Raw genomic sequence first — 23,634 nt, 5'->3', positions numbered from 1 at the left:
GCCCGGGACGGCCGGAGCCCCTCCGGGGCCGGTCCCGCCCGCTCGGTTCCCGCTGTCGGAGGCGGCGCCTACGCTGCCGTCATGACCGAGACTGCATCCCGCCGCCCGCTGGCCGTGTTCGACATCGACAACACCCTGGCGGACACCGGCCACCGCCAGCACTTCCTGGAAGGCCGGCCGCGTGACTGGGAGGGGTTCTTCGGCGCGGCCCCGGCCGATCCCCCGCTGGCGCGAGGCATCGCGCTCGCGGTGGAGAGCGCGGCCGACTGCGAGGTCGTGTACCTGACCGGCCGGCCGGAGCGGTGCCGGGCCGACACCGAGGACTGGCTGGTCCGGCACGGCCTGCCCGGGGGCCGGATCTGGATGCGCGGCAACCAGGACCGGCGGCCGGCCCGGCAGACCAAGCTGGAGGTGCTCCAGCGGCTCGCCCGGGGCCGAGAGGTGCGCATGCTCGTCGACGACGACGAACTCGTCTGCCAGGCCGCCCGCGCGGCCGGCTTCCGGGTGGTCCTCGCGGACTGGGCGGCGGAGGCACCGGAGCTCAAGGATGCCCAGGAGGGCGAGGGCCGCACCTGAGCGCCGGCGGCCGACGGCCGCCACACGCCGCGGCGGCCGCCTCCGCCCCACTCACCCGCGCCCCACCCGTCTCCGCCCCACCCGTCTCCGCCCCACCCGTCTCCGCCCTGCCCGCGCAGACCTGCCCGGGTGGAACCACCGCGTCGCCCGCGCCCCCGTCGCCCGCGCCCGCGGCGGCCTCGTCGTGCTCGCAGCCGTCGCCGTCGATCCGGGCTCCCGCGCCCGTCAGTCCTCGCCGTCGAGGCGGAAGCCCACCTTCAGCCCTACCTGGTAGTGCGCGATCTGCCCGTTCTCGATGTGCCCGCGCATCTGTGTGACCTCGAACCAGTCCAGGTTCCGGAGGGTCTGGCCCGCGCGGGCCAGACCGTTCCGGATGGCCTGATCGATGCCCTCGTGGGAGGTGCCGACGATCTCGGTCACCCGGTAGGTGTGGTTGGACACGGTGCTCTCCCGCCAGTCGTCGCTGTTGCCTTGTTCCACGGTGCCCCAGTACGGCCGGGTCCGCGAACTTTGCGTGAACAGTCCCGGGTGAAAGGGGGTTGACCCACCCATTGGTCTATGCCAATTTCAAGCCATCTGAGATCCATCCCCAGAAGGTGACCCCCGTGACCCTCGTGAAGACGCGCTTCCTCGCCGTGTGTACGGCCCTCGCGGCGGCCGCCGCACTGACCGGCTGCGGCGGCCAGTCGGCCGGCTCGGGCGGCGGCTCCGAGAAGGTGACCCTCTGGCTGATGAAGGGCAGCGCCTCCGACGACTTCATCGCGAAGTTCACCGCCGACTTCGAGAAGCAGCACCCCGGCATCGACCTCGACGTGAAGATCCAGGAGTGGAAGGGCATCGGCGACAAGGTCAACGCCGTCCTGGCCGGCAAGGGCGGGGAGAGCGCCGACGTCATCGAGGTCGGCAACACCCAGGTCGCCCAGTACGTGGAGACCGGCGGCCTCTCCGAGCTCACCCTGGAGGGCCTGCGCGAATGGGGCAGCAAGGACTGGCTCAAGGGCCTCTCCGACCCCGGAAGCATCAACGGCGCCCAGTACGGAGTCCCGTGGTACGCCGCCAACCGGGTGGTCATCTACAACAAGGACCTGTTCGCGGGCGCCGGGATCAAGACCCCGCCCAAGAGCCGCCAGGAGTGGATCGCCGACACCCAGAAGCTCGACAAGGGTGACCAGCAGGGCATCTACCTGCCCGGCCAGAACTGGTACGTCCTCGCCGGGTTCATCTGGGACGAGGGCGGCGACCTCGCCGTGGAGACCAGCGGCCAGTGGGTCGGCACCCTCGACGACGGGAACGCCCTCGCCGGAATGGACTTCTACAAGCAGCTCCAGGGCCTCGGCGACGGACCCAGGGGCGCCGACGAGGAGACGCCCCCGCAGTCCGAGGTCTTCGCCCGAGGCCAGGTCGCCCAGATCATCGCCCCGCCCGGCCAGGCCGCCCAGATCGAGGCCGCCAACCCCGCCCTCAAGGGCAAGCTCGGCTTCTTCCCCATACCCGGCAAGACCCCCGAGAAGCCCGGGGCCGTCTTCACCGGCGGCTCCGACCTGATCATCCCGGAGAAGACGGGGCAGCGCGCCCACGCCGTCGACCTGATCACGGCGCTGGTCAGCGAGAAGTGGCAGACCGAACTCGCCCGCACGATGAGCTACGTCCCCAACAAGACCACCCTCGCGCACGTCGTCGCCGGCAACGACGGAGCCGCCGCCATGGCCCCCGGCGCCGCCCAGGGCCGGGCCACCCCCAAGTCCGCGCGCTGGGCCGAGGTGGAGGCCAAGAACCCCATCAAGGCGTACATGACGGCCGTCCTGAACGGCCAGGACGCCGCGGCGGCGGCCAAGACGGCCTCGGACACCGTCAGCAGGGTCCTCAGCTCCGACCGCTGACACCCGTACGCCGGAACCCCGGTCCGCTGAGTTCAGCGTCCGCACATCCAAGTGCCGCTGAGCGGTCATGTCGAATCCAGCCGGTCACGGAAGAAGTAAAGGAGCCGGGCCCGCCCACCTGCGGCCCGGCTCCACGTGCCCGGATCAGGAGCAGCCATGACCATCGCACCCCTGTCCCCGTCCCCCCTCGCCCCGCCCGCACCGTCCCCCCTCGCGCAGCCCGCCCCGGCCGGACCCCGGTACGCGGTCCGCCTCGCCCGCGACGAGGACGAGGTGCGCGCCGCCCAGCGCCTGCGCCACCAGGTCTTCGCCGGTGAGCTCGGCGCCCGCCTCGACGGCCCCGAGCCGGGCCTGGACTCCGACTCCTTCGACGCCTTCTGCGACCACCTCCTCGTCCTCGACGAGGAGAGCGGGCAGGTCGTCGGCACCTACCGGCTGCTCCCGCCCGAACGCGCCGCCGTCGCCGGCCGCCTCTACTCCGAGGGCGAGTTCGACCTCTCCGCCCTCGCCCCGATCCGCCCCGACCTCGTCGAGGTCGGCCGCTCCTGCGTCCACCCCGACCACCGCAACGGCGCCGTCATCGCCCTGATCTGGGCCGGGCTCGCCCGCTACATGGAGCGCTCCGGCCACAACTGGCTCGCCGGCTGCTGCTCCATCCCGCTGGCCGACGGAGGCGTGCTGGCCGCCGCCACCCGTGAGACCGTCCTGGCCCGCAACCTCGCCCCGCAGGAGTACCGGGTCACCCCCCACCTCCCCTGGAGCCCCGAGGGAGTCACCGTTCCCGGACGCATGGAGCTCCCGCCGCTGCTGCGCGGCTACCTGCGCCTGGGCGCCTGGGTCTGCGGCGAGCCCGCCCTCGACGCCGGGTTCGGCTGCGCGGACCTGTACGTACTGCTCTCCCTGCGCCGGACCAACCCGCGCTACCTGAACCACTTCCTCTCGCTCGCCCCGGGCGCATGAGCGTCTGGCTGCCCACGGCGCCCTGCACCCCGCAGGCCTGCGCGGACCACCCGGGACGGGCCGCGGGGATCCCGAGGGCGGTGCTCCGGCTCGCCACCGCCCTCGCCCTGTTCCTGCTCGCCGTCCCGTCCGCGGCACCGGTGCGGATGCTCCCCGTCCGCCCCCGCCGCGCCCTGATCAGGGTCTGGTCGGCCGCGCTCCTGCGGGCCCTGGGGATACGGATCACCGTGCACGGCGCCCCCGGCGGGGAAGGGGGCCGCCTGATCGTCGCCAACCACATCTCCTGGCTGGACATCCCGCTGGTCACGGCCGTCCTGCCGTCCCGGATGCTGGCCAAGAGCGAGATCGGGGCCTGGCCGGTGCTCGGCGCCCTCGCCGCCCGGGCGGGGACCCTGTTCATCGAACGCGACCGGATCCGGGCCCTGCCCGAAACCGTCGCGACCGTCACCCGGGCCCTGCTGGCCGGGGACCGGGTCACCGTCTTCCCCGAGGGCTCCACCTGGTGCGGGCGTGCCCAGGGGCCCTTCCGGCGGGCCGCCTTCCAGGCGGCGCTCGACGCGCGGGTTCCCGTACAGCCGGTGCGGCTGCGCTACCGACTGGCGGACGGGGAGGTCGCCGGGGCGCCCGCCTTCGTCGGGGAGGACCCGCTGACCGCCTCCCTGTGGCGGATCGCCCGCGCCCGCGGGGTGCGCGCCGAGGTGTGGCTGCTCCCGCGGATCCCGCCGGACCGTCACCCGGACCGGCGGGAACTCGCCGCGGCGGCCCGGCTGGCCGTACTCGACGCAGCCGAGCCGGACCGCGGCCGCGGGTGGGAGGGCGACCGGGAAGGCGGCGGGGAAGGCGGCGGGGAAGGCGGCCGGGCGCGGGAGCCGGGCCGCGAGCGGGAGCCGCGGCCGCGGGACGGGCGGGACCTGCTGGTGGGCGTACCCGCACAGCAGCGCCCCTCACCCGTGCCGCATCAGCCGGCCGGGCCGGCGACCACCCCGTCCGCCACGGACAGGGACAGTGCGAAACGTCCCGCCGAGTCCGTCCACCACTGGGTCAACTCCAGTCCGGCCTCTGCCAGTTCCTTTCGCAGCCCCTCCTGACGGAACTTCGCGGAGATCTCCGTCAGGATCTCCTCACCCGCCTCAAACGGCACCACCAGGTCCAGCGCCCGGACCTTCACCGTCACCGCCTCCCGGGCCCTCAGCCGCATCTCGATCCACTCGTGCTCCCGGTTCCACACCGCCACGTGGGCGAAGTCGGCGGTGTGGAAGTCCGCCCCCAGCTCCCGGTCGATCACCGCGAGCACGTTCTTGTTGAACTCCGCCGTCACCCCCCGGGCGTCGTCGTACGCCGCCACCAGCACGGCCTCGTCCTTGACCAGGTCCGTGCCCATCAGCAGGGCGTCGCCGGGCGAGAGCATGGCCCGTACGGACGCCAGGAACACCGCCCGCTCGGGCGGCAGCAGGTTCCCGATGGTGCCGCCCAGGAACACCACCAGCCGGGGCCCGGCCGACTCCGGCAGCCGCAGCGGCCGGGTGAAGTCCGCCAGCAGCGCGTGCACCCGCAGCCGCGGATGCTCCGCCAGCAGCGACTCGGCCGCGCCCGTCAGCGCGCTCTCGCTCACGTCCACCGGCACGTACGTCTCCAGCGCGGGCATCGCCTCGATCAGGTGCCGGGTCTTCTCCGAGGAACCCGAACCCAGCTCCACCAGGGTGCGCGCCCCGGACACGGAGGCGATCTCCTGGGCCCGCTCCAGCAGGATCTCCCGCTCGGCACGCGTCGGGTAGTACTCGGGCAGCCGGGTGATCTCCTCGAAGAGCTCGCTGCCCCGGGCGTCGTAGAACCACTTCGGCGGCAGCTCCTTGGGGAAGCGGGTCAGTCCGCTCAGCACATCGGTGCGCAGCGCGGCCTCGGCGGCGTGCTCGTCGAGGGTCCGGGTCATCTGGAAGTCGTTCACGGGCTGGTCTCCTTGAGGGGGGTCAGGGTGACCCGGGCGGGGGTGGCGCTCAGCAGGGTGCGGTCGGGCACTTCGTACCAGCGGGGATCGTCGTCGTACGGCTCGGAGGCCACGACCACCCGCCCCGCCGGCGGATCGGAGAGGCACCAGAGGGAGTCCCCCCAGGCCGTCGCGGCGATGGCCGCGCCGTCGGTCACCAGCAGGTTCAGCCGGGAGCCCGGCGCGGCGTCGGCCAGCTCGCGGACGGGCTCCGCCAGGGCCGTGCCCAGGTCGTCGCCCTGCCGCAGCCGGTGCAGCACCAGCGCCCACACCAGCGCCGAATCGGTGCGCGCGGCCAGCTGCAGCAGCTCCTGCGGCGACAGCGCGGAGGCGGTCTCGGCGACCGAGTCCGGCCAGTCGCGCAGTCTCCCGTTGTGGCTGAACAGCCAGGGCCCCGAGGCGAAGGGGGCGGCGGCCGCTTCCCCGTCGGACCCGGCGACGGTGGCGTCCCGCACGGCGGCGAGGAAGGCCCCGCTGCGCACCACCCGGGCGAGGTCCTGGAACCCCGGGTCGCCCCAGATCGGCTGGTCCCGCCGGTAGCGGGCCGGGACGGGATCGCCCTCGGCGTACCAGCCCACGCCGAAGCCGTCCGCGTTCACGGTGCCGAACCGCTGCCGGCGCGGCTCCCAGGACTGCCGGACCAGCGCGTGCTCGGGCTCGATGAGCAGCCGCCCCAGGGATATGGGCGGGCCCAGATAGGCTATGTGACGGCACATCAGGCATCCCTCGCCGTACGGAAGCCGGAGAAGATCTGCCGCCGCACGGGCAGGTCCCAGTTGCGGAAGGTGCCCCGGCAGGCCACCGGGTCCACCGCGAAGGAGCCGCCGCGCAGCACCTTGTGCTCCGGCCCGAAGAACACCTCCGAGTACTCGCGGTACGGGAAGGCGCGGAACCCCGGGTACGGCAGGAAGTCCGACGCCGTCCACTCCCACACGTCGCCGATCAGCTGGCGCACCCCGAGCGGGGAGGCCCCGGCCGGATGGGCGCCCGCGCGGGACGGGCGCAGGTGGCGCTGGCCCAGGTTGGCGTGCGCGGGGGTGGGGTCGGCGTCGCCCCAGGGGTAGCGGCGGGAGCGGCCGGTGGCAGGGTCGTACCGGGCGGCCTTCTCCCACTCCGCCTCGGTGGGCAGCCGCCGGCCCGCCCAGCGGGCGTACGCGTCCGCCTCGTACCAGCTGACGTGCAGCACCGGCTCGTCCTCGGGCACCGGCTCGGTCACCCCGAACCGGCGGCGCAGCCACTGCCCGCCCTCGCGGTGCCAGAACAGCGGGGCCCCGATGCCGTGCGTGCGGATCTGGTCCCAGCCGGCCGCGGCCCACCAGCGGCGCTCCCCGTAGCCGCCGTCGGCCATGAAGGCCTGGAACGCGCCGCAGGTGACCGGCGCGGTGTCGATCCAGAAGGGGGCGGTCTCCCGGGTGTGTGCGGGCCGTTCGTTGTCCAGCGACCAGGGCTCGGCGGAGGTGCCCATGGTGAACGGGCCTCCTGGTACCAGGACTTCGGCCGAGGCCGGGGGCGGGCCCAGCGGCGGCTCGGGGTCGGGCGCGGTCAGTACGGGTGCGCCCGCCCGCAGCTGATGGGTGATCAGCATCGTTTCGTCGTGCTGCTGTTCGTGCTGGGCCATCATCCCGAAGACGAAGCCCCCGTCGAGCAGGGGCGTTCCCTCCAGCGGGGTGTGCTCCAGCAGGTCGAAGACGCGTCCGCGGACCTCGGCCGTGTACGACCGGGCCGCCTCCGGGCCCAGCAGGGGCAGCTTCGGCCGCTCGGCGCGGGGGTGCTCGAAGGCGTCGTACAGCGGGTCGATCTCGGGGTGCATCGATGCGCGGCCGGCCACGTGGCGCAGCAGCCAGAGCTCCTCCTGGTTCCCGATGTGCGCCAGGTCCCAGACCAGCGGGGACATCAGGGGGGAGTGCTGCGCGGTCAGGTCCCGGTCGTCGACGGCGTCGGTCAGCCCGGCCGTCCGGGCGCGGGCCGCGGTCAGGGCGGCGACGGCCCGCTCGCGCAGCCGCCCGGTACCGGTCTCGGCGTGGGTCTCGGTGGTCACGGGCGCTGTCCCTTCCCGGCGGTGTGCAGGAGTTCGTGTTCCCCGGCGTCGTCGGCCGGGCAGCGGCCGCGCCGTACGTACCGTTCGGTGAAGGCGCCGACCGTGTCCCGTACGTGCGTGCTCGCCCCGAGCCGCGGCAGTGCCTCGCCGGCCGCCGCGAAGCAGGCCGTGGCGGCCGTGCGCAGGTCCCGGTCGGCCAGTCCCGCCCGGGCGGCGGTGTGCCACAGCGCGTTGCGCGGGGCGCGCGCGCAGCCGTAGGCGTCGGCCAGGGCCTTCACGGCCCGGTAGGCGGTCTCGGCGGCTTCCGGGTCGTCGAAGAGCGCGTGGGTGACGGCCGTGGGCACCAGCCAGCCGTCCTCGCCCGGCTGCGCGTCGATCATCCGCAGTTCCAGGTGGCCGCGGGGCCGGACCGGCGGGAAGAGGGTGGTGAGGTGGTACTCCAGGTCCTCGGCGGTGGGCCGGCGCAGGCCGTGGCGGCTGCCGCCGGTGCGCAGCCAGTCGCGGAACGTGAGCCCGCGCGGCACGGCCCAGGTCCCGTCCCCGTACGCCCGTACGCACATCACCTCGGTGTCGAGCGCGTGCCGCGTCCAGGCGGCGCGGGGCTCGGCGTCCAGCGGTGGGGCGAGGGAGCGGCGCGTGTCGATGTCGCTCCAGACGCCCTGCCGCGCGCACTTCCAGCCCCGGTACGGGCCTTCGTGCGCCGGGGAGTTGGCGAAGGCGGCCACCAGGACGGCGCCCAGCAGGTGCGCGAGCCGCCAGCGCCGGCCGTGCCCGAGCGGGCCGGGCTCCTCGTGGCCCGCGTCCACGCAGACCTGGACGGAGGTGGAGGAGCGCATCATGGCGCGGCCGGCGGGGCCGGTCCGGTCGAAGTAGACCTCCATGGCCTCGTAGCGCGGGCTGGCCAGCAGGCGGCGCTGCGGTCCGCGCGGATCGAGGCCGAGGCCCCGCAGCACCAGGCCGCGGTCGCCGAGGACGGCGCGGACGGCGGCCAGGTCGGCCTGGAGGCCGTCCACGCAGTCGGTGAGGGAGGCGGCCGGGGCGGAGCTGAGCTCCAGCTGGCCTCCCGGCTCGACGGTGAGGCGGGACCGCAGGGACAGGGCGCGGGCCGCCTCGTGGCCCGCGGTCAGCCGCTCGGGCGGCAGCGGCAGCCACGGCCGCTCGGCGTCGAGCACCAGCCATTCCAGTTCGGCGCCGACCAGCCGGGGCGGGCCGGTCTTGAAACAGATGCCGTGGACCAGGTCCTCGGCGGCCGCCTCGGTGAGCGGCGGGTGGGCAAAGTCCTGCGCTGGCGGAGCGGGTGAGTCCTCGGTCATGACCGGAACCTCGCCTCCTGTCGTCGGCAGTGATGTCACCGGTGCCTACCCGTGCCCGGGGCACAAATGCCTTTGCCGTCCCGGTGGTCCGCACCGAGGATGGCGACGTGAGCAGCAGATTGCGTGAAATCGCGCGGGAGAACGCGCTGATCCTGGCGGCCGGGGGATACCGGACGCGGTCGGGGCGGCGGATCTCCCTCGCCGCCGACCTGGCGGAAGCCAAGGCCGGAACCAGAATATATGGGCCAAACCAGGTCATTCCAGGCGGCGAGTCCATCGGTGGTGCCGCCGCAACGGTCTTCGAGGTGACGGGGGAGAGCAGCACGGTCGCAGCCCGTCGCCTCGCGGGGCGCGGTCCGGTCGCGGTCCTGAACTTCGCCTCGGCCCGCAATCCCGGGGGCGGATACGTGCGCGGGGCCAAGGCGCAGGAGGAGGCCCTGTGCCGCGCGTCGGCCCTCTACGAGACCCTCCTGGAAGCCCCGGAGTACTACGAGGTGCACCGCGAGGGGAAGAGCACCTTCTACACCGACCGGGTGATTCACTCGCCCGGGGTGCCCGTCTTCCGCGACGACCGGGGCGAGCTGCTGGAGGTGCCGTTCCGTGCCGGCTTCCTCACCTCCCCGGCCCCGAACGCCGGCACGATCCGCCGCCAGGAGCCGGAGCGGGCCCACGAGATCCCCGGCGCCCTGGCCCGGCGGGCCGAGCGGGTGCTGGAGGTCGCGACCCTGCACGGCTACGGGCGGCTCGTACTGGGGGCGTGGGGGTGCGGGGTGTTCCGCAACGACCCGGCGCAGGTGGCGGAGGCCTTCCGGGGGCTGCTGACCGGCCGTTTCGCAGGGGTGTTCGAGGAGGTCGTGTTCGGGATCCTGGACCGCTCCCCCGAACCCCGCGAGGCCTTCGAACGGGCCTTCCCGGGCTGAGGGCGCCGGCCGGGCCCGCGGGCGGCCCGGCCCGGCCTCCCCGTCGCGGAGCGCGGCGGGCCCGTGCTTCCGGGCCCGGGGGCGGTGGGGACGGCCCCGATCGCGGGGTGCGCGGGGTGCCGGACTACTGCCAGCCGTAGCGCTCCCGCAGACGGTCGGTCACCAGCCGGAAGCGGCCGCGGTCGAGCGCGCACGCCTCGCGGCGCATGCCCGACTCGTGGACCCGCAGCACCCGGTCCAGGTCCACCCAGGACTCCCGTCCCGCGCCGTCCCAGGGTCCCGAGCCGATCGCCACCCACTCGCGGTCGGCGTCGTGCCGCTTGCTGGAGAGCTGGACGGCGAGCAGCGTGTGCCCGCCCGCCTCCCGCGCGACCACGAGCACCGGACGGTCCTTGCCGCGGCCGTCGTTCTCCTCGAAGGGGACCCAGGTCCACACGATCTCCCCGGGGTCGGGATCCCCGTCCGGATCGGGCGCGTACTCGGTGCGCACGGGGCCGATGGCGCGCGGATCGGCCTCGGCGGTGGCGGTGTCGCCGTCCCGGCCGGGCTGTTCGACGTGACTGTTGCCGTGATGCGAAAGAGCCGTCATCCGGCGCAGGCTACTGGGTTTCGCGGCCCCTGTCGCGCAGCCCGTCCCGCGCCGGGACGTGTCCCCGCCGAGGGTGAAGCCCCTGCTCACCGGCCGTGGAGGGCCGGGCCCCGGCCCCGCCCGAACCGGCACCCGCGCGGACGTTTCGCTTCAGACGCGCGGTGACGTACGCACGGAAGTCCGTTTCCTCATCCCCCTCTTACCGCCACCTTAAGCGGAACCTAAGGTTCGCGGCCGGTGGACGGGAAGGGGGGAATGTCCGATTCCGTGAAGCTAGCGTGCTGCCGCACCCCAACTCCCCGGTAACACAGAGGCAGGCACGCCATGGGCAGCACAGTCGGTCACCGCCGTACGACCAGCGGCAAGGCGAAGATCACGGGCGCGATCGTGGCGGCGGCGGTGATCGGTGGCGCCGCCTTCGCGTTCACCGGGACCGCGCAGGCCACCTCGGTCGGCGCGGTGTACACCACCTCCAGTTCCTGGAGCGGCGGTTACACCGGGCAGTACGTCGTCACCAACAACACGGCCGGGGCCCGGGAGGACTGGACCCTGCAGTTCGACCTGCCCGCCGGCACGAAGATCGACTCCCTGTGGAACGGAACCCACACGGTCGCCGGTCAGCGCGTCACCGTGAAGCCCGCGAGCTGGAACCGGACCCTGGCCCCCGGGGCCTCCGTCACCGTCGGTTTCGTCGCGAGCGGGTCCGGTGCCCCCGGCGCTCCGACGGGGTGCCTGATCAACGGGGTGAAGTGCTCCGTCGACCAGGGCGCGACCCCGCAGCCCAGCGGCCGGCCCACGGGCGGCCCCACCGGCGGCCCGACCCCGGTGCCGACGGCTCCGACCCGGACCCCCACCACGGCCCCCACGGCGACCGCGACCGCGACCGCGACCCCGACCGCCACCGCGGCCCCGACCGTCCCCGCGCCCGCCCCGGGCGCCGGCGCGCGCTTCGCCCCGTACGTCGACACCTCCCTCTACCCGGCCTACGACCTGCTCGACACCGTGGCCCGGACCGGCGTGAAGGAGTTCCACCTCGCCTTCGTCACCTCGGGGGGCGGATGCTCCCCGCTGTGGGGCGGTGTCACCGACCTGGCGAGCGACAAGGTGGCCGCGCAGATCGGCGCGCTGCGTGCCAAGGGCGGCGACGTCCGCGTGTCCTTCGGCGGCGCCGCCGGACGCGAACTGGCCCTGAACTGCGCGAGCGCCGACGACCTCGCGGCCGCGTACGGGAAGGTCATCGACCAGTACCGGCTCACCAAGGTCGACTTCGACATCGAGGGCGCCGCCCTGCCGGACACCGCCGCCAACGCGCGCCGCGCCCAGGCCATAGCCCGGCTGCAGAAGTCCCACCCCGGCCTGGACGTGGCGTTCACCCTGCCCGTGATGCCCGAGGGGCTGACCCAGCCGGGCGTGGCGCTGCTGGCGGACGCCAGGAAGAACGGCGTGCGGATCGACGCGGTCAACATCATGGCGATGGACTACGGACCGGCGTACGGCGGGGACATGGGCCAGTACGCGATCCAGGCCGCGACCGCGACCCAGGCCCAGCTCAAGGGCGTGCTCGGGCTCTCCGACCAGGCGGCCTGGAAGGCCGTCGCCGTCACCCCGATGATCGGCGTCAACGACGTCGCGACGGAGGTCTTCTCGGTCTCCGACGCGACGCGGCTCGTCGAGTTCGCGGCGTCCAAGGGGATCGGGCGCCTGGCCATGTGGTCGGCGGCCCGCGACAAGCAGTGCGCGGCCGGAGCGGTGAACCACGCCGACGCCACGTGCAGTTCGGTCCTCCAGCAGCCCCTCGCCTTCACCAAGGCGTTCAGCGCCCTGCGTTAGAGGCGCGCAGTACCTCCAGCACCTCCTGCGTGATCGCGTCCTCGTTGCGCTCGAACTCGGCCCCCGTCAACCGGCCGGGGTCGGCGGGAAGTCCCGTGAGCACCGGGGTGTGCAGGTGGCCGCCGGGCAGGTCCGGGCGCAGCTCCAGGCGGAGCCGGTTGGAGCGGTAGGCCACCTCGTTGGAGAGGTAGCCGCCGCCTCCGCCCGCCACGGCGCGCGATCCGGGGGTCGGTCCGTCCGCCCGGTCCACCGGTCCCTGCTGCCCGGCGGGTATCTCCGTGACGGCGGTGTTCAGGCGGACCGGATGGGGCGCCTGGACACCGGTCATGGCCCCGGTGGGCAGACTGGTGGGCAGGAACTCCGCCCCCGGGCCGAGGCCGGGCGCCGTGACGGGGTGCTCGTACGTACCGCCGGAGAGGGCGCCCGCGTTGTCCGGGTACGGGTCCGCCGAACGGGCCCGGCCCGCCCAGGCCTCCAGGGTGAAGATCCCGGGGTAACCCTGGCTGATGCTGGTGATCATGTCGGCGGAGCGCGGGCCGGCCGCCAGCCGGGGTCCGTAGGCGCGCTCCACGATGCCCGCGTCGAAGTCGGCGTAGCGGACGGGCAGGACGACGGCCCGGACCTCGGCGGTCGTCCCGTCCGCGAGGGTGATCCGGCGGCCGTTGAGCCGGAGCGCCGCCGAGCCGGAGGGATTGGCCCGGCGCAGTTCGGCGTCCAGCCCGAAGGGGTCGAAGCCGCTGACGAAGATCCGCCGTACGCCCGGGGCCGGACGGAACCCGTTGGAGGTGAGCCCGCGCGAGGCGTCCTCGAACCGGGACTTCAGGGCCGCGCGGTCGACGGGGAACTCCGGCTGCCACCGCGCGAGCCGGACGGTCATCGCGAGCCTGGCCCAGTAGAGCGGCCGGTCGTCGCCGGCGGGCAGGTCACCGCCGGTCCGGTGTCCCTGGGCGCGGTCCACGGCGGCCTGCCACAGCGCCTCGCCCCACGTGTCGAGGAGGCGCTGCGCCCCGGCGGCGTCGCGGGTGGTGCACAGGGCGGCGGGGAAGCGCCGTACGAAGGAGTCGAGTCCGGCCCGCTCCGGGAACGCGGCGGTCCGCGGGTCCGCGAGGCGGGCCTGCTCCGGGTCCGGTGCGGGGGCGGCGGCCGGTGCCGGGGAGTCCTGGCAGGCGGGGGAGGGGGCCGCGTGCGCGGCGGCGGGCGGGAGGACGGCGGTGACGCCGAGGAAGGCGGCGGCGAGGGCCGCGCGGCGTAAGAACATCATGTGACGTGACGTTACTCAGGGGCGCGCGGGAGGGGAGGGGGATCCGGCCTTCCCCGGCCACGGTCGCGGTGGCCGGGGAATGCGGGGCCCGCGGGATCAGGGGCAGCCGTTGGTGATGTTGATCTCGACGACGCCGGAGCCGAGGCCGAAGCTCTGGCCGGGGCGGATCTGGTCGACGTAGCCGCTGGCGTACTTCAGGTACGCGCAGTCCTGGTTGCGCGCGTCGGTCACCCAGCGGGCGGTGCGGGTCTTGGCGCTGGTGGGCTGCCAGCCGGTGTCCTTGTACATCGTCAGGATGTTCTCGTTGCCGTCGAGGAAGCAGACGTACGGCCAGGGGCAGGTCTGCGCGGCAGCGGCAGGCGAGGCGGTCGCGGCCGTCAGGCCGGTCGCGGCCAGGACGCCGGCCAGGGCGACCGAGGCGAACTTGAGGTTTCTGGACATGGCAAAGCCACCTGTTCTGCAAGGAGTTGGAGAAGTCCGGATCGCGCCGCGAGCCGGGCGTGCCGAATCATATGCGAATGAGACAGGTGGCCGAATAATGCGGTCGCGCTCTTCTCCGTGGCCCCGGTGGCCCGCCCGGATCAGCCGACCTCGGGCCAGTCCCAGCCCAGTTGGATGAAGAGCCCCAGCCGGTCGCTGACCCCGCGGATCTGCGAGATCTTCCCCTCCGCCAGGGTGAACAGCCAGATGGCCTCGACCTCGAACTCGCGGCCCGTGGGCTCGGGCATCCGCGGATGCCGCCCGGTGTGCCGTCCGAGCTGGGCCACCCGGGCGACCACGCGGTCGTCCTCGGCGAGCAGTTCCTCGACCCGGACGGTCAACGGGTCGAAGGCGTCCAGCTGCTGACGCAGTCCGTCGAAGGCCGCGCCCGGCTCGTCGGGCTCGCCGTGGATGATCTGGTTGTGGTCGATGACGTCCGGCGCCATGAAGAGCGGGAGGTCGTCCGCCCGCCGCTCGTTCACGGCTTCGAAGAAACCCTTCACGGTCTGCTTGTTGGTCTCGGTGTCCATGGCGGCGCTCCCCCGTAGTACAAGATCGAATTCAAGTCGCCGCGAGCGTAAGCGGGCGGTTGTCCGGGGCGGCTCAAGGACGCCCCAACTCCGGGCAAACGTTCCCTGGAGGCCAGTGCCGTGCCCAGTCCTCGGCCGCCTCCAGCTGCGCCGCCAGCGCCAGCAGCCTCGGCTCCGACTCCGCCGGGCCCAACAGCTGTGCGCCCAGCGGAAGTCCGTCGGGGGTGAACCCCGCCGGGACGCCGACACCCGGCCAGCCCAGCACGTTCCACGTCCAGGCGTACGGGCACGCGGCGATCATCGACCGGTCCGTGGCCAGCGCCCCCAGCCCGGCCAGAGCACCGATCCGCAGGGGCGGGGTGGCCGTCGTCGGGGTCAGCACCACGTCGAAGCGGTCGAAGATCTCCCCGGTCCGGCGGCGCAGCAGTCCCTCGGCCCGCCGTGAGAGCCGCAGCGCCAGCCCGCCCAGCAGGCGGCCCGTACGAGCCGCCCCGTGGGTGCGCGGATCCAGCAGCCCGGGGTCCGGGACCCGCGCCGCCAGCTCCCGTACGCCCGCCGTCGCGCGCGGCACGAAGGCGGGCCCGACCGGGCCGTAGCGCGGATCCTCGGGGATCACCTCGTGGCCCAGCGCCTCCAGCCGCCCGGCCAGCCGCTCCACCGCCGCACGGACCACGGGGTCGAGGGGCGTGGCCGAGGCGGTGAAGGCCGTCCCGTAGGACAGGGCGATCCGCAGCCGGCCCGGCGGCCGGCCGGCCGCCTCCACCGCCGAGAACGGTGCCGGGCGGTGGAGGTCCCCCGGGGCGGGTCCGCTGGCCGCGTCCAGCAGCAGCGCGGCGTCGGCCACCGTACGGGCCAGCACGCCGTTGACCGTGAGGCCGTGGAAGGACTCGGGCTCGGGCCAGGTGGAGATGCGCCCGCGCTGTGGCTTGACCCCCACCAGGTGGGTCCAGGCCGCGGGGATCCGCACCGAGCCCGCGCCGTCGGAGCCGAGCGCGGCCGGCACCAGCCCCGCGGCCACGGCGGCGGCCGAGCCGCCCGAGGAACCGCCGGGGGTGTGGGCCGGGTTCCACGGGTTGCGGGTCGCACCGAAGGCCGGACCCTCGGTGAACGGCCACTGCCCCAGCTCCGGGGTCTGGGTCTTGCCCACGATCACGGCGCCGGCCGCGCGCAGGCGGCGTACCGCCTCGCTGTCGGCGGTCCTGGGCGGGAAGTCCCCCGGGCAGCCGAAGGCGGTGGGTTCCCCGGCCACGTCCATGTCGTCCTTGACCGCGACCGGCACGCCCAGCAGCGGCAGCCGCTCACCGCGGGCCAGCCGCGCGTCCGCCGCGTCCGCCTCCGCGAGGGCCGCCTCGGTCCGGACGATCCGGAAGGCGTTGAGCGAGCCTTGGGACGCGGTGATCCTCTCCAGAGAACGCTCGGTCAGCCGGCGTGCCGTGACCCTTCCTTCGGCCAGCGCCTCGGCCATCTCCCGCAGACCTGAGGGGCCTTGTGGGGTGTGCCCCCTCAACGTCCTTGTCGTACTGGCCGCATGCAACGAGCCCGCCATCGGACCCCCCTTACCGATCGGTAGTACCGACGGTAAGGGGACGCGGCCCCGATCCGGAAGGGACCGCCGGCGGCGTCATCGGGTGTTCCGTCCCGGCCGGCCAGTGCGGTGAGGCCGAGCGCGGTGGCCTCGTCCCAGAGGGCGAGGCGGTCGCCCTCGCCCCAGGTCTGGGTGCGCAGCTGCGCGGTGGAGCCTTTCCCGAAGGTAGGGAGGGAGGGAGGTGGGCGGGGAGGAGACGAGGGGGGAGGGGTGGGCGGGGGAGCCGTCAGCGGACGCCGCGGATCGGCCGTACCGCCAGCGCGCCCGCCGCCGAGGATGCAGGCGTTGCGCCGTCCGCTGCGGTCGGACAGGGCGCCGGCGACCGGGTTGAAGACCGTCGCGAAGATCGCCGAGACCCCCGCGATCAGGCCGAAGTCGGAGACCTTGTGCACCGGGTCGACATGCTCGACCTGGAGGGCGAGCAGGATGCCGCCGACGCCGATGTGCGGCGAGGGTGCCTTCCTGGGCAGGGAATGCGAGCGGGTGAGCGGGTGAGGGGGTGCGCGCCGCCCGTCGCGAGGGCGGGGGTGCGATGGGGCGCGACGGGGCTGCGGAGCGGGGAGGGTGACGCCCGGGTGCTGGGGTGACGGCGGGCGCGTTACACGTGTCAATTAACGTGTAACCACTGTCTGGCACCCGTTTCCGGCCATCCGCCAGACCCCGGACGTGATCGGTCTGGAAGGATGCCTCGGCAATGTCTCACTCATCGAACGCGCCGATCCCCCCGAGCTCGCCGAAGCCGCGCAGCCGCCGGGCCCCGGCCACCCCGCCCCCCGAGCCGGCGCCCGCACCCGTCCCGACCAGCGCCGATGTCGCCCGCCTGGCCGGCGTGTCGCGCGCGACGGTCTCGTACGTGCTGAACAACGCGGAAGCCGTACGCATCAGCGAGCCCACGCGCCGCAAGGTCCGCGAGGCCGCCGAGGAACTGGGCTACGTCCCGCACGCCGCCGCCCGCAGCCTGCGCGCCGGGCACACCCGCATCGTCCTGCTGCCCGCCTCGCACGTCCCGGTCGGCCCGATGTACAGCGCCTTCCTCAACGAGCTCCAGTGGGCCCTGCGCCGTCTCGACTACACGGTGGTCCAGTACGGCAGCCTCGGCCTGAGCGGTGACGAGGCGACGCGGGCGTGGGCCGAACTGCGGCCCGTCGCGGTGATCTCGCTGGGGGAGATCAGCCTGTCCGCGCGCAACGTCGCCACCCTCAAGCGGGCCGGGGCGCGCGCGGTGATAACGCTGGGCCCGGTCGGCGTACCGGGGGCCCACGCCCTCGTGATGGACCAGGCGGAGGTCGGGGCACGGGCCGCCGCCCACCTCGTGGAACGCGGCCGGAGCCGGATCGGCGTGATCGTCCCGGAGGAGGAAGGTCTGGAGCTGTTCTCGGCACCCCGGCTCGCCGGAGCCCGGTCGGTGGAGGGCGCGCGGACCGAGGTCCTGCCGATGGCCTACACGGAGCGGTCCGCGGCGGAGCTGGCGGGCCGCTGGCGCTCGCTCGGCCTGGACTCCGTGTTCGCGTACAACGACGAGTACGCGATGCTGCTGATGCGGGCCCTTCAGGACGAGGGGCTGGACGTCCCCGGGGACGTCGCCGTCATGGGCGCCGACGACCTGCTCATCGGGCGGCTGCTGCGCCCCCGGCTCAGCACCGTCCAGATCGAGCTGCCGACCGGGGACCACCTGGCCTCGCTCGTGGACCGCGCGGTGCGGGAGCCGTCCGAGATCACCGGGCGGCACGACCTGATGTCCGCGACGGCCGTACACCGCGAATCCACCTGACGGCGGGCCCGCCCCCGGCCGCCCCCCCCCCGGCCCGGCGGCCGAGGGGTGGCCGGGGGCCGTTGACAGGCGGCGACGCGGGAGCGGAGACTGCGGGCGCGCCCCACCGGGCGTGCCCCGGGGGTGCGTCCCGGTGCCCACACCGGCACCGAACGCGCCGCCCGCCCGTACGGATCCGCCCAGGAGCGACCCCATGAGCATCCGCACCGTCCGCGACGTGTACGTCGTCGACGCCGTCCGCACCCCGATCGGCAAGTTCGGCGGGGCCCTCGCCGGGATCCGGCCGGACGACCTGGCCGCGCACGTGGTGCGCGCCCTGGTGGACCGTACGCCCGACCTCGATCCGTCCCGCATCGACGACGTCGTCTTCGGCGACGCCAACGGCGCCGGCGAGGACAACCGCGACGTGGCCCGCATGGCCGTACTGCTTGCCGGACTGCCGGTGACGGTGCCCGGCGTGACCGTCAACCGGCTCTGCGGATCGGGGCTCGAAGCCGTCATCCAGGCCGCCCGCGCCATCGCGGTCGGTGACGCCTCCGTCGCCATCGCGGGCGGCGTCGAGTCGATGACCCGCGCCCCCTGGGTGGTGCAGAAGCCCGAACGCGCCTTCCCCGCCGGGCACCAGCAGATGTGGTCGACCACCCTCGGCTGGCGGATGACCAACCCGGCCATGCCCCCCGAGTGGACCGGTTCCCTCGGCGAGGGTGCCGAGCTGATCGCGGAGAAGCACGGCATCTCGCGCGAGGCACAGGACCTGTTCGCCCTGGAGAGCCACCGCAAGGCCGCGGACGCCTGGGCCGCCGGGCTCTACGACGGCGAGGTCGTCGGCTACCCGGGCGTGGACCTCGTGCGCGACGAGTCCGTCCGCGAGGGGTCCACCCCCGAGTCCCTGGCACGCCTCAAGCCCGCCTTCCGCGGCGACGGCTCCGGCACCGTCACCGCCGGCAACGCCTCCCCGCTCAACGACGGGGCCGCCGCCCTGCTGCTCACCGACGAGGCGGGGCTGGCCGCCACCGGACGCGAGCCGCTGGCCCGGATCAGCGCCTCCGCCGTCACCGGCATCGAGCCGCAGCTCTTCGGCCTCGGACCGGTCGACGCCGTCGCGCGGGCGCTCGCCAAGGCGGACCGCCGACTGGCCGACCTGTCCGTCCTGGAGCTCAACGAGGCCTTCGCGGCCCAGGCGTTGGGCTGTCTCGGGGCCTGGCCCGAGCTGGATCCGGCCACGGTGAACCCGCGCGGCGGGGCCCTCGCCATCGGCCACCCGCTCGGCGCCTCGGGCGCCCGGCTGGCGGGCTCGGTCGCCCACCAGCTGGCGGCGGCCGGTTCGGGTACCGGTATGGCGGCGCTGTGCATCGGCGTCGGGCAGGGCATCGCGCTGGTCCTGGAGCGCTGAACCCGCCCACGCCCCGGGGGAGTCGATCGTTTCCGGTCACCGGATCCCGTCAACTGCCCAATAACTGAACAGAAGTGGTGCCCCCGGTCTGGCACGATGGCGCGTGCTGCCGCCCCCCGCCCCGCCCACCCCCATCCGGAGGCCCCGCGTCATGCCACTGCTCGACCCGACTCTCTGGCAGGACGGACCCACCCTCACCGGGGGCACGGCCCCGGTCGTCGAACCCGCGACCGGCCGTACCCTCGCCACCGTCGACCTCGCCGGGCCCGCCGACGTGGGGGAGGCCGCCGTACGGGCCCGCGCGGCCCAGCGCGACTGGGCTCGGGCGGGCCACCCGGAGCGCGCGGCCGTGCTGCGCCGCGCCGGGGACCTGTTCACGGCCCACGCCGGTGAACTGCGGGAATGGCTGGTCCGGGAGTCGGGTTCGATTCCCGGCAAGGCGGACTTCGAGCTGCACGTCGCCGCCCAGGAGTGCTACGAGGCCGCCGCGCTGGCCTCCCGCCCGGTCGGGCAGGTGCTGCCCAGTGAGGCGCCCCGGCTCTCCTTCACCCGGCGGGTGCCGGCGGGGGTGGTCGGGGTGATCGCCCCCTTCAACGCCCCGCTGATCCTCTCGATCCGCTCCGTGGCGCCCGCGCTCGCGCTCGGCAACGCGGTCCTGCTCAAGCCGGACCGCCGCACCGCCGTCTGCGGCGGCCTCGCCCTCGCCGCCGTGTTCGCGGCCGCCGGACTGCCGGCCGGGCTGCTGCACGTCCTGCCCGGCGGGGCGCGGACGGGTTCCGCGGTGGTGGCCGACCCGCGCGTGCGGGTCGTGTCCTTCACCGGCTCCACCGCCGCCGGGCGCTCCGTCGGCGAACTGGCGGGCCGTCATCTCACCCGTGCCCACCTGGAGTTGGGCGGGAACTCGGCGCTCGTCGTGCTCGCCGACGCGGACGTCGAGGCCGCCGTCGCTCAGGCCTCCTGGGGCTCCTTCTTCCACCAGGGCCAGATCTGCATGACCGCGGGACGCCACCTCGTCCACGCCTCGCTCTACGACGAGTACGTGGAACGGCTCGCCGCCCGCGCCGAGGCCCTGGCCGTCGGCGACCCGTACCGCGAGCCCGTGCACCTCGGCCCGCTGCTCGACCGGACCCAGCTGGAGCGGGTCCACGGCCTGGTCGAGGCCAGCGTGGAGCAGGGCGCCAAGCTGGTCGCGGGCGGCACCCACCGGGACCTGTTCTACCGGCCGACCGTGCTCGCGGGGGTGGCCGACGACACCCCCGCCTACGCGGAGGAGGTCTTCGGTCCGGTGGCACCCGTACGGTCCTTCGCAACGGAGGACGAAGCGGTGGAGCTGGCCTCGGCGGGCCCCTACGGACTCTCCCTGGGCATCGTCACCCGCGACGCGGGACACGGCCTGGAGCTGGCCGGACGCATCCCGACCGGTATCGCCCACGTCAACGACCAGACCGTGAACGACGAGGCGGTGGCCCCCTTCGGCGGGGTCGGCGCCTCCGGTACGGGCGCCCGCTTCGGCGGCGAGGCCAACCTCGACGCCTTCACCGAGCTGCGCTGGACCACGGCCCGCACCACCCCGCCGGCCCACCCGTTCTAGCGACCCCGCCGCGCCGGCGGAATTCAGGGCGCCGGCCGATCGTTCCAGCAGGACACACTGCGATCAGGAGGTCCGGAAACCGTGGCTACAGTCGAACTCACCAAGGAGAACTTCGACCGGACGGTCAGCGAGAACCCGTTCGTGCTGATCGACTTCTGGGCGGGCTGGTGCCGCCCCTGCCTGCAGTTCGCCCCGGTCTACGAAAAGGCCGCCGAGGCCAACCCCGACCTGGTCTTCGCCAAGGTGGACACCGAGGCGCAGCAGGAGCTGGCGGCGGCCTTCCAGATCAGCTCGATCCCGACGCTGATGATCGTCCGGGACCAGGTCGCCATCTTCGCGCAGCCCGGAGCGCTGCCCGAGGCGGCGCTGACCGACCTCATCGGGCAGGCCCGCGCCCTGGACATGGACGAGGTCCGGGCGAAGATCGCCGAGTCCGCCCCCGGCGGGGGCGCGGACGGGGCCCCCGGCACGCCGGAGGCCTGACCTTGCGGGACGTGCCCCCCGCGCTGCGGTGACACTGGACCGCATGACTGAAGCGGTGGAGTACGACGTCGTGGTGCTCGGTGGGGGCCCGGCCGGCGAGAACATCGTCGACCGGACCCGCGCCGCCGGGCTGAGCACGGCGCTGGTGGAGAGCGAACTCGTCGGCGGGGAGTGCTCGTACTGGGCCTGCGTCCCCAGCAAGGCCCTGCTGCGCCCGGCGCTCGCCCGGTCGGAGGCGCGCCGGGTGCCCGGCCTGGCCGGGGCGGTCCGGGGGCCGCTCGACGCGGAGGCGGTGTTCGCGCACCGCGACTACTGGACGGGTGACTGGAAGGACGACGGCCAGCTCGACTGGCTGGACTCCATCGGAGCCCACCTCTACCGGGGCCACGGCCGCCTGTACGGGGTCCGCAAGGTCGCCGTGACCAGTCCCGAGGGGGAGCACCACGTGCTCGCCGCCCGGCACGCCGTGGTCGTCGCCACCGGCACCCGGGCCGTGGTCCCGGACCTCCCCGGCATCGCCGGGGCCCGGCCGTGGACCAGCCGTGAGGCGACCTCCGCCCGGGAGGTGCCCGGCCGGCTGCTGATCGTGGGCGGTTCCGTGGTGGCCGCCGAGATGGCCACGGCCTGGCAGGCCCTCGGATCCCGGGTGACCGTCCTCGTCCGGGGGCCGGGGCTGCTGCCGAGGATGGAACCCTTCGCGGGCGAGCTGGTCGTCGAGGCGCTGACCGAGGCCGGCGCGGTGGTGCGCACCGGGGTGGCGGTCGAGGCGGTCGTACGGGACGGTCCGACCGGGCCGGTGACCGTGGTGCTGGAGGGCGGCGAGACCCTGGAGGGCGACGAGCTGCTGATGGCCACCGGGCGGGCGCCGCGGACCGAGGACATCGGGCTGGACACGGTCGGGCTGACCCCGGGCGGCTGGATCGGTGTCGACGACGGCTGCCGGGTCCCCGGGCACGACTGGCTGTACGCCGTCGGGGACGTCAACCACCGGGCGCTCCTCACCCACCAGGGCAAGTACCAGGCCCGGATCGCGGGCGCGGCCATCGCCGCCCGCGCGGCCGGATCGCCGGCCCCGGACACCGCCCGCTGGGGCGCGCACGCCGCCACCGCCGATACCGAGGCCCTGCCCCAGGCGGTGTTCACCGACCCGGAGGCCGCCGCGGTCGGCCTCACCCTCGCCGAGGCGGAGCGGGCGGGTCACCGGGTGCGCGCCGTCGACTACGACCTCGGCAGGGTGTCCGGCGCGGGCCTGTACGCCGACGGGTACCGGGGGCGGGCCCGGATGGTCGTCGACCTCGACCGGGAGGTTCTCCTGGGCGCCACCTTCGTGGGGCCCGGCGCGGCCGAACTGGTACACGCGGCGACCGTCGCGGTGGTGGGCGAGGTGCCGATCGGGCGGCTGTGGCACGCGGTTCCGTCCTTCCCGACGATCAGCGAGGTGTGGCTGCGGCTGCTGGAGACGTACCGGGGGTAGCGGCGGGCCCCGGGCGGTGGGGCGCGGCCGCACCCGGTGGGCGGGGGCGGGGGCTCCCCGCACACCCTGTTGAATGGGCCGAACGAGCCGTCCCCGGCGGGGCCGTGACCCACCGTCACGCGCGACGCCGGTGACGGCCACGCACCGGCGACGAAGGAGCCACCGTTCGTGATCGTGATCGCGCAGCTCAGTGATGTCCATCTCGACGGCGGGACCCGCGCAGCGGAGCGCACCCGCGCCGTACTGGAGTACCTGGACGCCCTCCCGTACGACCTGGACGCGGTCCTGATGAGCGGCGACATAGCCGACCACGGGACGGACGCCGAGTACGAGGAGGCCCGCAGGGCGCTCGCCTCCCGCCATCCGGCCGTCGTCTGCCCCGGCAACCACGACGAGCGCGGCGCGTTCCGCCGGGTCCTGCTGGGTCAGGAGGAACCGTCCGCGGAGCCCGTGAACCAGGTGCTGCGCGGCGAGGGCTTCGTCCTGGCCGTGTGCGACTCCTCGGTCCCCGGCAAGGACCACGGGTACCTGGAGGACTCCACGCTCGCCTGGCTCGACGGCATCCTCGCCGGGACCCCGCACGAGGTCCCGGTGCTGGTCGCCTTCCACCATCCGCCGGTCCCGCTGCACACCCCGTACGTGGACGACATCAGGCAGTTCGGTGAGGAGCGGCTCGCGGCCCTCGCGGAGCGCCACCCCCACCTGCTCGCCTTCCTGTGCGGGCACGCCCACACGGCGGCCGTGACCACCTTCGCGGGCCGCCCGCTGCTGGTGGCGCCCGGGGTGGTGTCCACCCTGCGCCTGCCCTGGGAGGTGCAGACGGATCCCGACCACCACGTCCACCTCGACGAGCCGCCGGCGGTCGCCTTCCACGTGATCGGCGACGACGGGCGGCTGACGACGCACTACCGGGTGGTCGTCGACAGGCCGGCGCCGTAGCCGCGGCTGTAGCCGCAACGGCACGTCCCACCGTCGC

21 protein-coding genes and 1 pseudogene are annotated in these 23,634 nt (G+C 74.5%); 12 read left to right on the top strand and 10 right to left on the bottom strand.

All coding sequences use genetic code 11. The features are described from left to right. The first annotated feature begins 81 nt into the window (after positions 1–81). Positions 82–576: a phosphatase domain-containing protein gene (locus ACZ5D2_RS24410; protein WP_266846921.1), complete on the top strand. Its 495-nt coding sequence runs from the start codon at positions 82–84 to the stop codon at positions 574–576. A gap of 225 nt (positions 577–801) precedes the next feature. Here the strand turns inward: ACZ5D2_RS24410 and ACZ5D2_RS24405 are convergent, their stop codons facing one another. Next, on the bottom strand, positions 802–1,017 hold the full coding sequence (locus ACZ5D2_RS24405) for a dodecin (protein WP_030241592.1): 216 nt from the start codon (positions 1,015–1,017) through the stop codon (positions 802–804). A 173-nt stretch (positions 1,018–1,190) separates the two neighbouring features. Here ACZ5D2_RS24405 and ACZ5D2_RS24400 point away from each other — a divergent pair, with 173 nt between their 5' ends. From ACZ5D2_RS24400 to ACZ5D2_RS24390, 3 genes and pseudogenes are all read left to right on the top strand, one after another. Further along, a complete protein-coding gene (locus ACZ5D2_RS24400; protein ID WP_468931983.1) occupies positions 1,191–2,456 on the top strand; it encodes an extracellular solute-binding protein in 1,266 nt (421 codons plus the stop codon). A gap of 156 nt (positions 2,457–2,612) precedes the next feature. Continuing rightward, the gene (locus ACZ5D2_RS24395; protein ID WP_468931943.1) at positions 2,613–3,416 is read left to right on the top strand and encodes a GNAT family N-acetyltransferase; all 804 of its coding nucleotides are present in this window, start codon (positions 2,613–2,615) and stop codon (positions 3,414–3,416) included. Continuing rightward, a pseudogene (locus ACZ5D2_RS24390) lies at positions 3,413–3,943 on the top strand (lysophospholipid acyltransferase family protein); the annotation flags it as partial. The gene ACZ5D2_RS24395 and the pseudogene ACZ5D2_RS24390, both read left to right, overlap by 4 nt. A gap of 431 nt (positions 3,944–4,374) precedes the next feature. Here ACZ5D2_RS24390 and egtD read toward each other — a convergent pair. From egtD to egtA, 4 genes are read right to left on the bottom strand one after another with little or no spacing between them, the layout of a single operon-like run. Further along, positions 4,375–5,346 carry an L-histidine N(alpha)-methyltransferase gene (gene egtD, locus ACZ5D2_RS24385; RefSeq protein WP_371681093.1) on the bottom strand — a complete coding sequence of 324 codons (972 nt, stop codon included), beginning with the start codon at positions 5,344–5,346 and terminating at the stop codon, positions 4,375–4,377. An 11-nt stretch (positions 5,347–5,357) separates the two neighbouring features. Continuing rightward, positions 5,358–6,116 (bottom strand): ergothioneine biosynthesis protein EgtC, encoded by a 759-nt coding sequence (gene egtC, locus ACZ5D2_RS24380; RefSeq protein WP_468931940.1) that lies wholly within the window; start codon positions 6,114–6,116, stop codon positions 5,358–5,360. Then, entirely contained in the window at positions 6,116–7,438 is a 1,323-nt protein-coding gene (egtB, locus tag ACZ5D2_RS24375) for an ergothioneine biosynthesis protein EgtB (RefSeq protein ID WP_371675529.1), read from the bottom strand. Before egtB ends, egtC begins: the two co-directional genes overlap by 1 nt. Beyond that, a complete protein-coding gene (egtA, locus tag ACZ5D2_RS24370; RefSeq protein ID WP_468931936.1) occupies positions 7,435–8,751 on the bottom strand; it encodes an ergothioneine biosynthesis glutamate--cysteine ligase EgtA in 1,317 nt (438 codons plus the stop codon). Before egtA ends, egtB begins: the two co-directional genes overlap by 4 nt. A gap of 107 nt (positions 8,752–8,858) precedes the next feature. On the opposite strand from egtA, the gene ACZ5D2_RS24365 reads away from it, so the two are divergent. Then, positions 8,859–9,671 (top strand): TIGR02452 family protein, encoded by an 813-nt coding sequence (locus ACZ5D2_RS24365; protein ID WP_468931934.1) that lies wholly within the window; start codon positions 8,859–8,861, stop codon positions 9,669–9,671. 124 nt (positions 9,672–9,795) lie between these two features. Here the strand turns inward: ACZ5D2_RS24365 and ACZ5D2_RS24360 are convergent, their stop codons facing one another. Then, positions 9,796–10,260, bottom strand: coding sequence for a type II toxin-antitoxin system PemK/MazF family toxin (locus tag ACZ5D2_RS24360; protein ID WP_371675526.1), 465 nt, complete (start codon positions 10,258–10,260; stop codon positions 9,796–9,798). A gap of 324 nt (positions 10,261–10,584) precedes the next feature. Here ACZ5D2_RS24360 and ACZ5D2_RS24355 point away from each other — a divergent pair, with 324 nt between their 5' ends. Beyond that, the gene (locus tag ACZ5D2_RS24355; RefSeq protein WP_468931932.1) at positions 10,585–12,090 is read left to right on the top strand and encodes a cellulose binding domain-containing protein; all 1,506 of its coding nucleotides are present in this window, start codon (positions 10,585–10,587) and stop codon (positions 12,088–12,090) included. On the opposite strand, the gene ACZ5D2_RS24350 is transcribed toward ACZ5D2_RS24355, so the two are convergent. The 4 genes from ACZ5D2_RS24350 to ACZ5D2_RS24335 form a co-directional block, all read right to left on the bottom strand. Further along, on the bottom strand, positions 12,074–13,351 hold the full coding sequence (locus tag ACZ5D2_RS24350; RefSeq protein WP_371675524.1) for a pyroglutamyl peptidase: 1,278 nt from the start codon (positions 13,349–13,351) through the stop codon (positions 12,074–12,076). The genes ACZ5D2_RS24355 and ACZ5D2_RS24350 overlap by 17 nt on opposite strands. 96 nt (positions 13,352–13,447) lie before the next feature. Then, entirely contained in the window at positions 13,448–13,792 is a 345-nt protein-coding gene (locus tag ACZ5D2_RS24345) for a hypothetical protein (protein ID WP_468931929.1), read from the bottom strand. Between the two features lie 140 nt (positions 13,793–13,932). Continuing rightward, positions 13,933–14,361: an ester cyclase gene (locus tag ACZ5D2_RS24340; RefSeq protein WP_468931926.1), complete on the bottom strand. Its 429-nt coding sequence runs from the start codon at positions 14,359–14,361 to the stop codon at positions 13,933–13,935. Between the two features lie 73 nt (positions 14,362–14,434). Continuing rightward, positions 14,435–15,907: an amidase gene (locus ACZ5D2_RS24335; RefSeq protein WP_468931923.1), complete on the bottom strand. Its 1,473-nt coding sequence runs from the start codon at positions 15,905–15,907 to the stop codon at positions 14,435–14,437. A 733-nt stretch (positions 15,908–16,640) separates the two neighbouring features. Between ACZ5D2_RS24335 and ACZ5D2_RS24330 the strand changes: the two genes are divergently transcribed. The 6 genes from ACZ5D2_RS24330 to ACZ5D2_RS24305 all read left to right on the top strand — a co-directional run bounded on the left by ACZ5D2_RS24330 (position 16,641) and on the right by ACZ5D2_RS24305 (position 23,597). After that, positions 16,641–17,717 (top strand): LacI family DNA-binding transcriptional regulator, encoded by a 1,077-nt coding sequence (locus ACZ5D2_RS24330; RefSeq protein WP_371675521.1) that lies wholly within the window; start codon positions 16,641–16,643, stop codon positions 17,715–17,717. Positions 17,718–17,910: 193 nt separating this feature from the next. Continuing rightward, entirely contained in the window at positions 17,911–19,110 is a 1,200-nt protein-coding gene (locus tag ACZ5D2_RS24325; RefSeq protein ID WP_468931919.1) for a thiolase family protein, read from the top strand. A gap of 151 nt (positions 19,111–19,261) precedes the next feature. After that, complete coding sequence (locus tag ACZ5D2_RS24320) at positions 19,262–20,701, top strand: aldehyde dehydrogenase family protein (protein ID WP_371675519.1); 1,440 nt, start codon at positions 19,262–19,264, stop codon at positions 20,699–20,701. Between the two features lie 81 nt (positions 20,702–20,782). Continuing rightward, positions 20,783–21,184, top strand: coding sequence for a thioredoxin family protein (locus ACZ5D2_RS24315; RefSeq protein ID WP_371675518.1), 402 nt, complete (start codon positions 20,783–20,785; stop codon positions 21,182–21,184). Between the two features lie 43 nt (positions 21,185–21,227). Then, entirely contained in the window at positions 21,228–22,658 is a 1,431-nt protein-coding gene (locus ACZ5D2_RS24310; RefSeq protein ID WP_371675517.1) for a dihydrolipoyl dehydrogenase family protein, read from the top strand. A gap of 168 nt (positions 22,659–22,826) precedes the next feature. After that, on the top strand, positions 22,827–23,597 hold the full coding sequence (locus ACZ5D2_RS24305) for a metallophosphoesterase (protein WP_371675516.1): 771 nt from the start codon (positions 22,827–22,829) through the stop codon (positions 23,595–23,597). Positions 23,598–23,634 lie beyond the last annotated feature (37 nt).

The sequence above is a fragment of the Streptomyces sp. NPDC031479 genome (assembly GCF_055581065.1).
The sequence above is the reverse complement of the archived record's forward strand: the minus strand, read 5'-3'. Positions and strand labels throughout refer to the sequence as shown.

What these genes read in the sequence shown, in the direction of transcription:
- ACZ5D2_RS24410 (WP_266846921.1), top strand. Translation starts at nt 82, where the DNA reads ATGACCGAGACTGCATCCCGCCGCCCGCTGGCCGTGTTCGACATCGAC.
- ACZ5D2_RS24395 (WP_468931943.1), top strand. Translation starts at nt 2,613, where the DNA reads ATGACCATCGCACCCCTGTCCCCGTCCCCCCTCGCCCCGCCCGCACCG.
- egtD (WP_371681093.1), bottom strand. Translation starts at nt 5,346, where the DNA reads ATGACCCGGACCCTCGACGAGCACGCCGCCGAGGCCGCGCTGCGCACC.
- egtC (WP_468931940.1), bottom strand. Translation starts at nt 6,116, where the DNA reads ATGTGCCGTCACATAGCCTATCTGGGCCCGCCCATATCCCTGGGGCGG.
- egtA (WP_468931936.1), bottom strand. Translation starts at nt 8,751, where the DNA reads ATGACCGAGGACTCACCCGCTCCGCCAGCGCAGGACTTTGCCCACCCG.
- ACZ5D2_RS24360 (WP_371675526.1), bottom strand. Translation starts at nt 10,260, where the DNA reads ATGACGGCTCTTTCGCATCACGGCAACAGTCACGTCGAACAGCCCGGC.
- ACZ5D2_RS24355 (WP_468931932.1), top strand. Translation starts at nt 10,585, where the DNA reads ATGGGCAGCACAGTCGGTCACCGCCGTACGACCAGCGGCAAGGCGAAG.
- ACZ5D2_RS24350 (WP_371675524.1), bottom strand. Translation starts at nt 13,351, where the DNA reads ATGATGTTCTTACGCCGCGCGGCCCTCGCCGCCGCCTTCCTCGGCGTC.
- ACZ5D2_RS24345 (WP_468931929.1), bottom strand. Translation starts at nt 13,792, where the DNA reads ATGTCCAGAAACCTCAAGTTCGCCTCGGTCGCCCTGGCCGGCGTCCTG.
- ACZ5D2_RS24340 (WP_468931926.1), bottom strand. Translation starts at nt 14,361, where the DNA reads ATGGACACCGAGACCAACAAGCAGACCGTGAAGGGTTTCTTCGAAGCC.
- ACZ5D2_RS24335 (WP_468931923.1), bottom strand. Translation starts at nt 15,907, where the DNA reads ATGGCGGGCTCGTTGCATGCGGCCAGTACGACAAGGACGTTGAGGGGG.
- ACZ5D2_RS24330 (WP_371675521.1), top strand. Translation starts at nt 16,641, where the DNA reads ATGTCTCACTCATCGAACGCGCCGATCCCCCCGAGCTCGCCGAAGCCG.
- ACZ5D2_RS24325 (WP_468931919.1), top strand. Translation starts at nt 17,911, where the DNA reads ATGAGCATCCGCACCGTCCGCGACGTGTACGTCGTCGACGCCGTCCGC.
- ACZ5D2_RS24320 (WP_371675519.1), top strand. Translation starts at nt 19,262, where the DNA reads ATGCCACTGCTCGACCCGACTCTCTGGCAGGACGGACCCACCCTCACC.
- ACZ5D2_RS24310 (WP_371675517.1), top strand. Translation starts at nt 21,228, where the DNA reads ATGACTGAAGCGGTGGAGTACGACGTCGTGGTGCTCGGTGGGGGCCCG.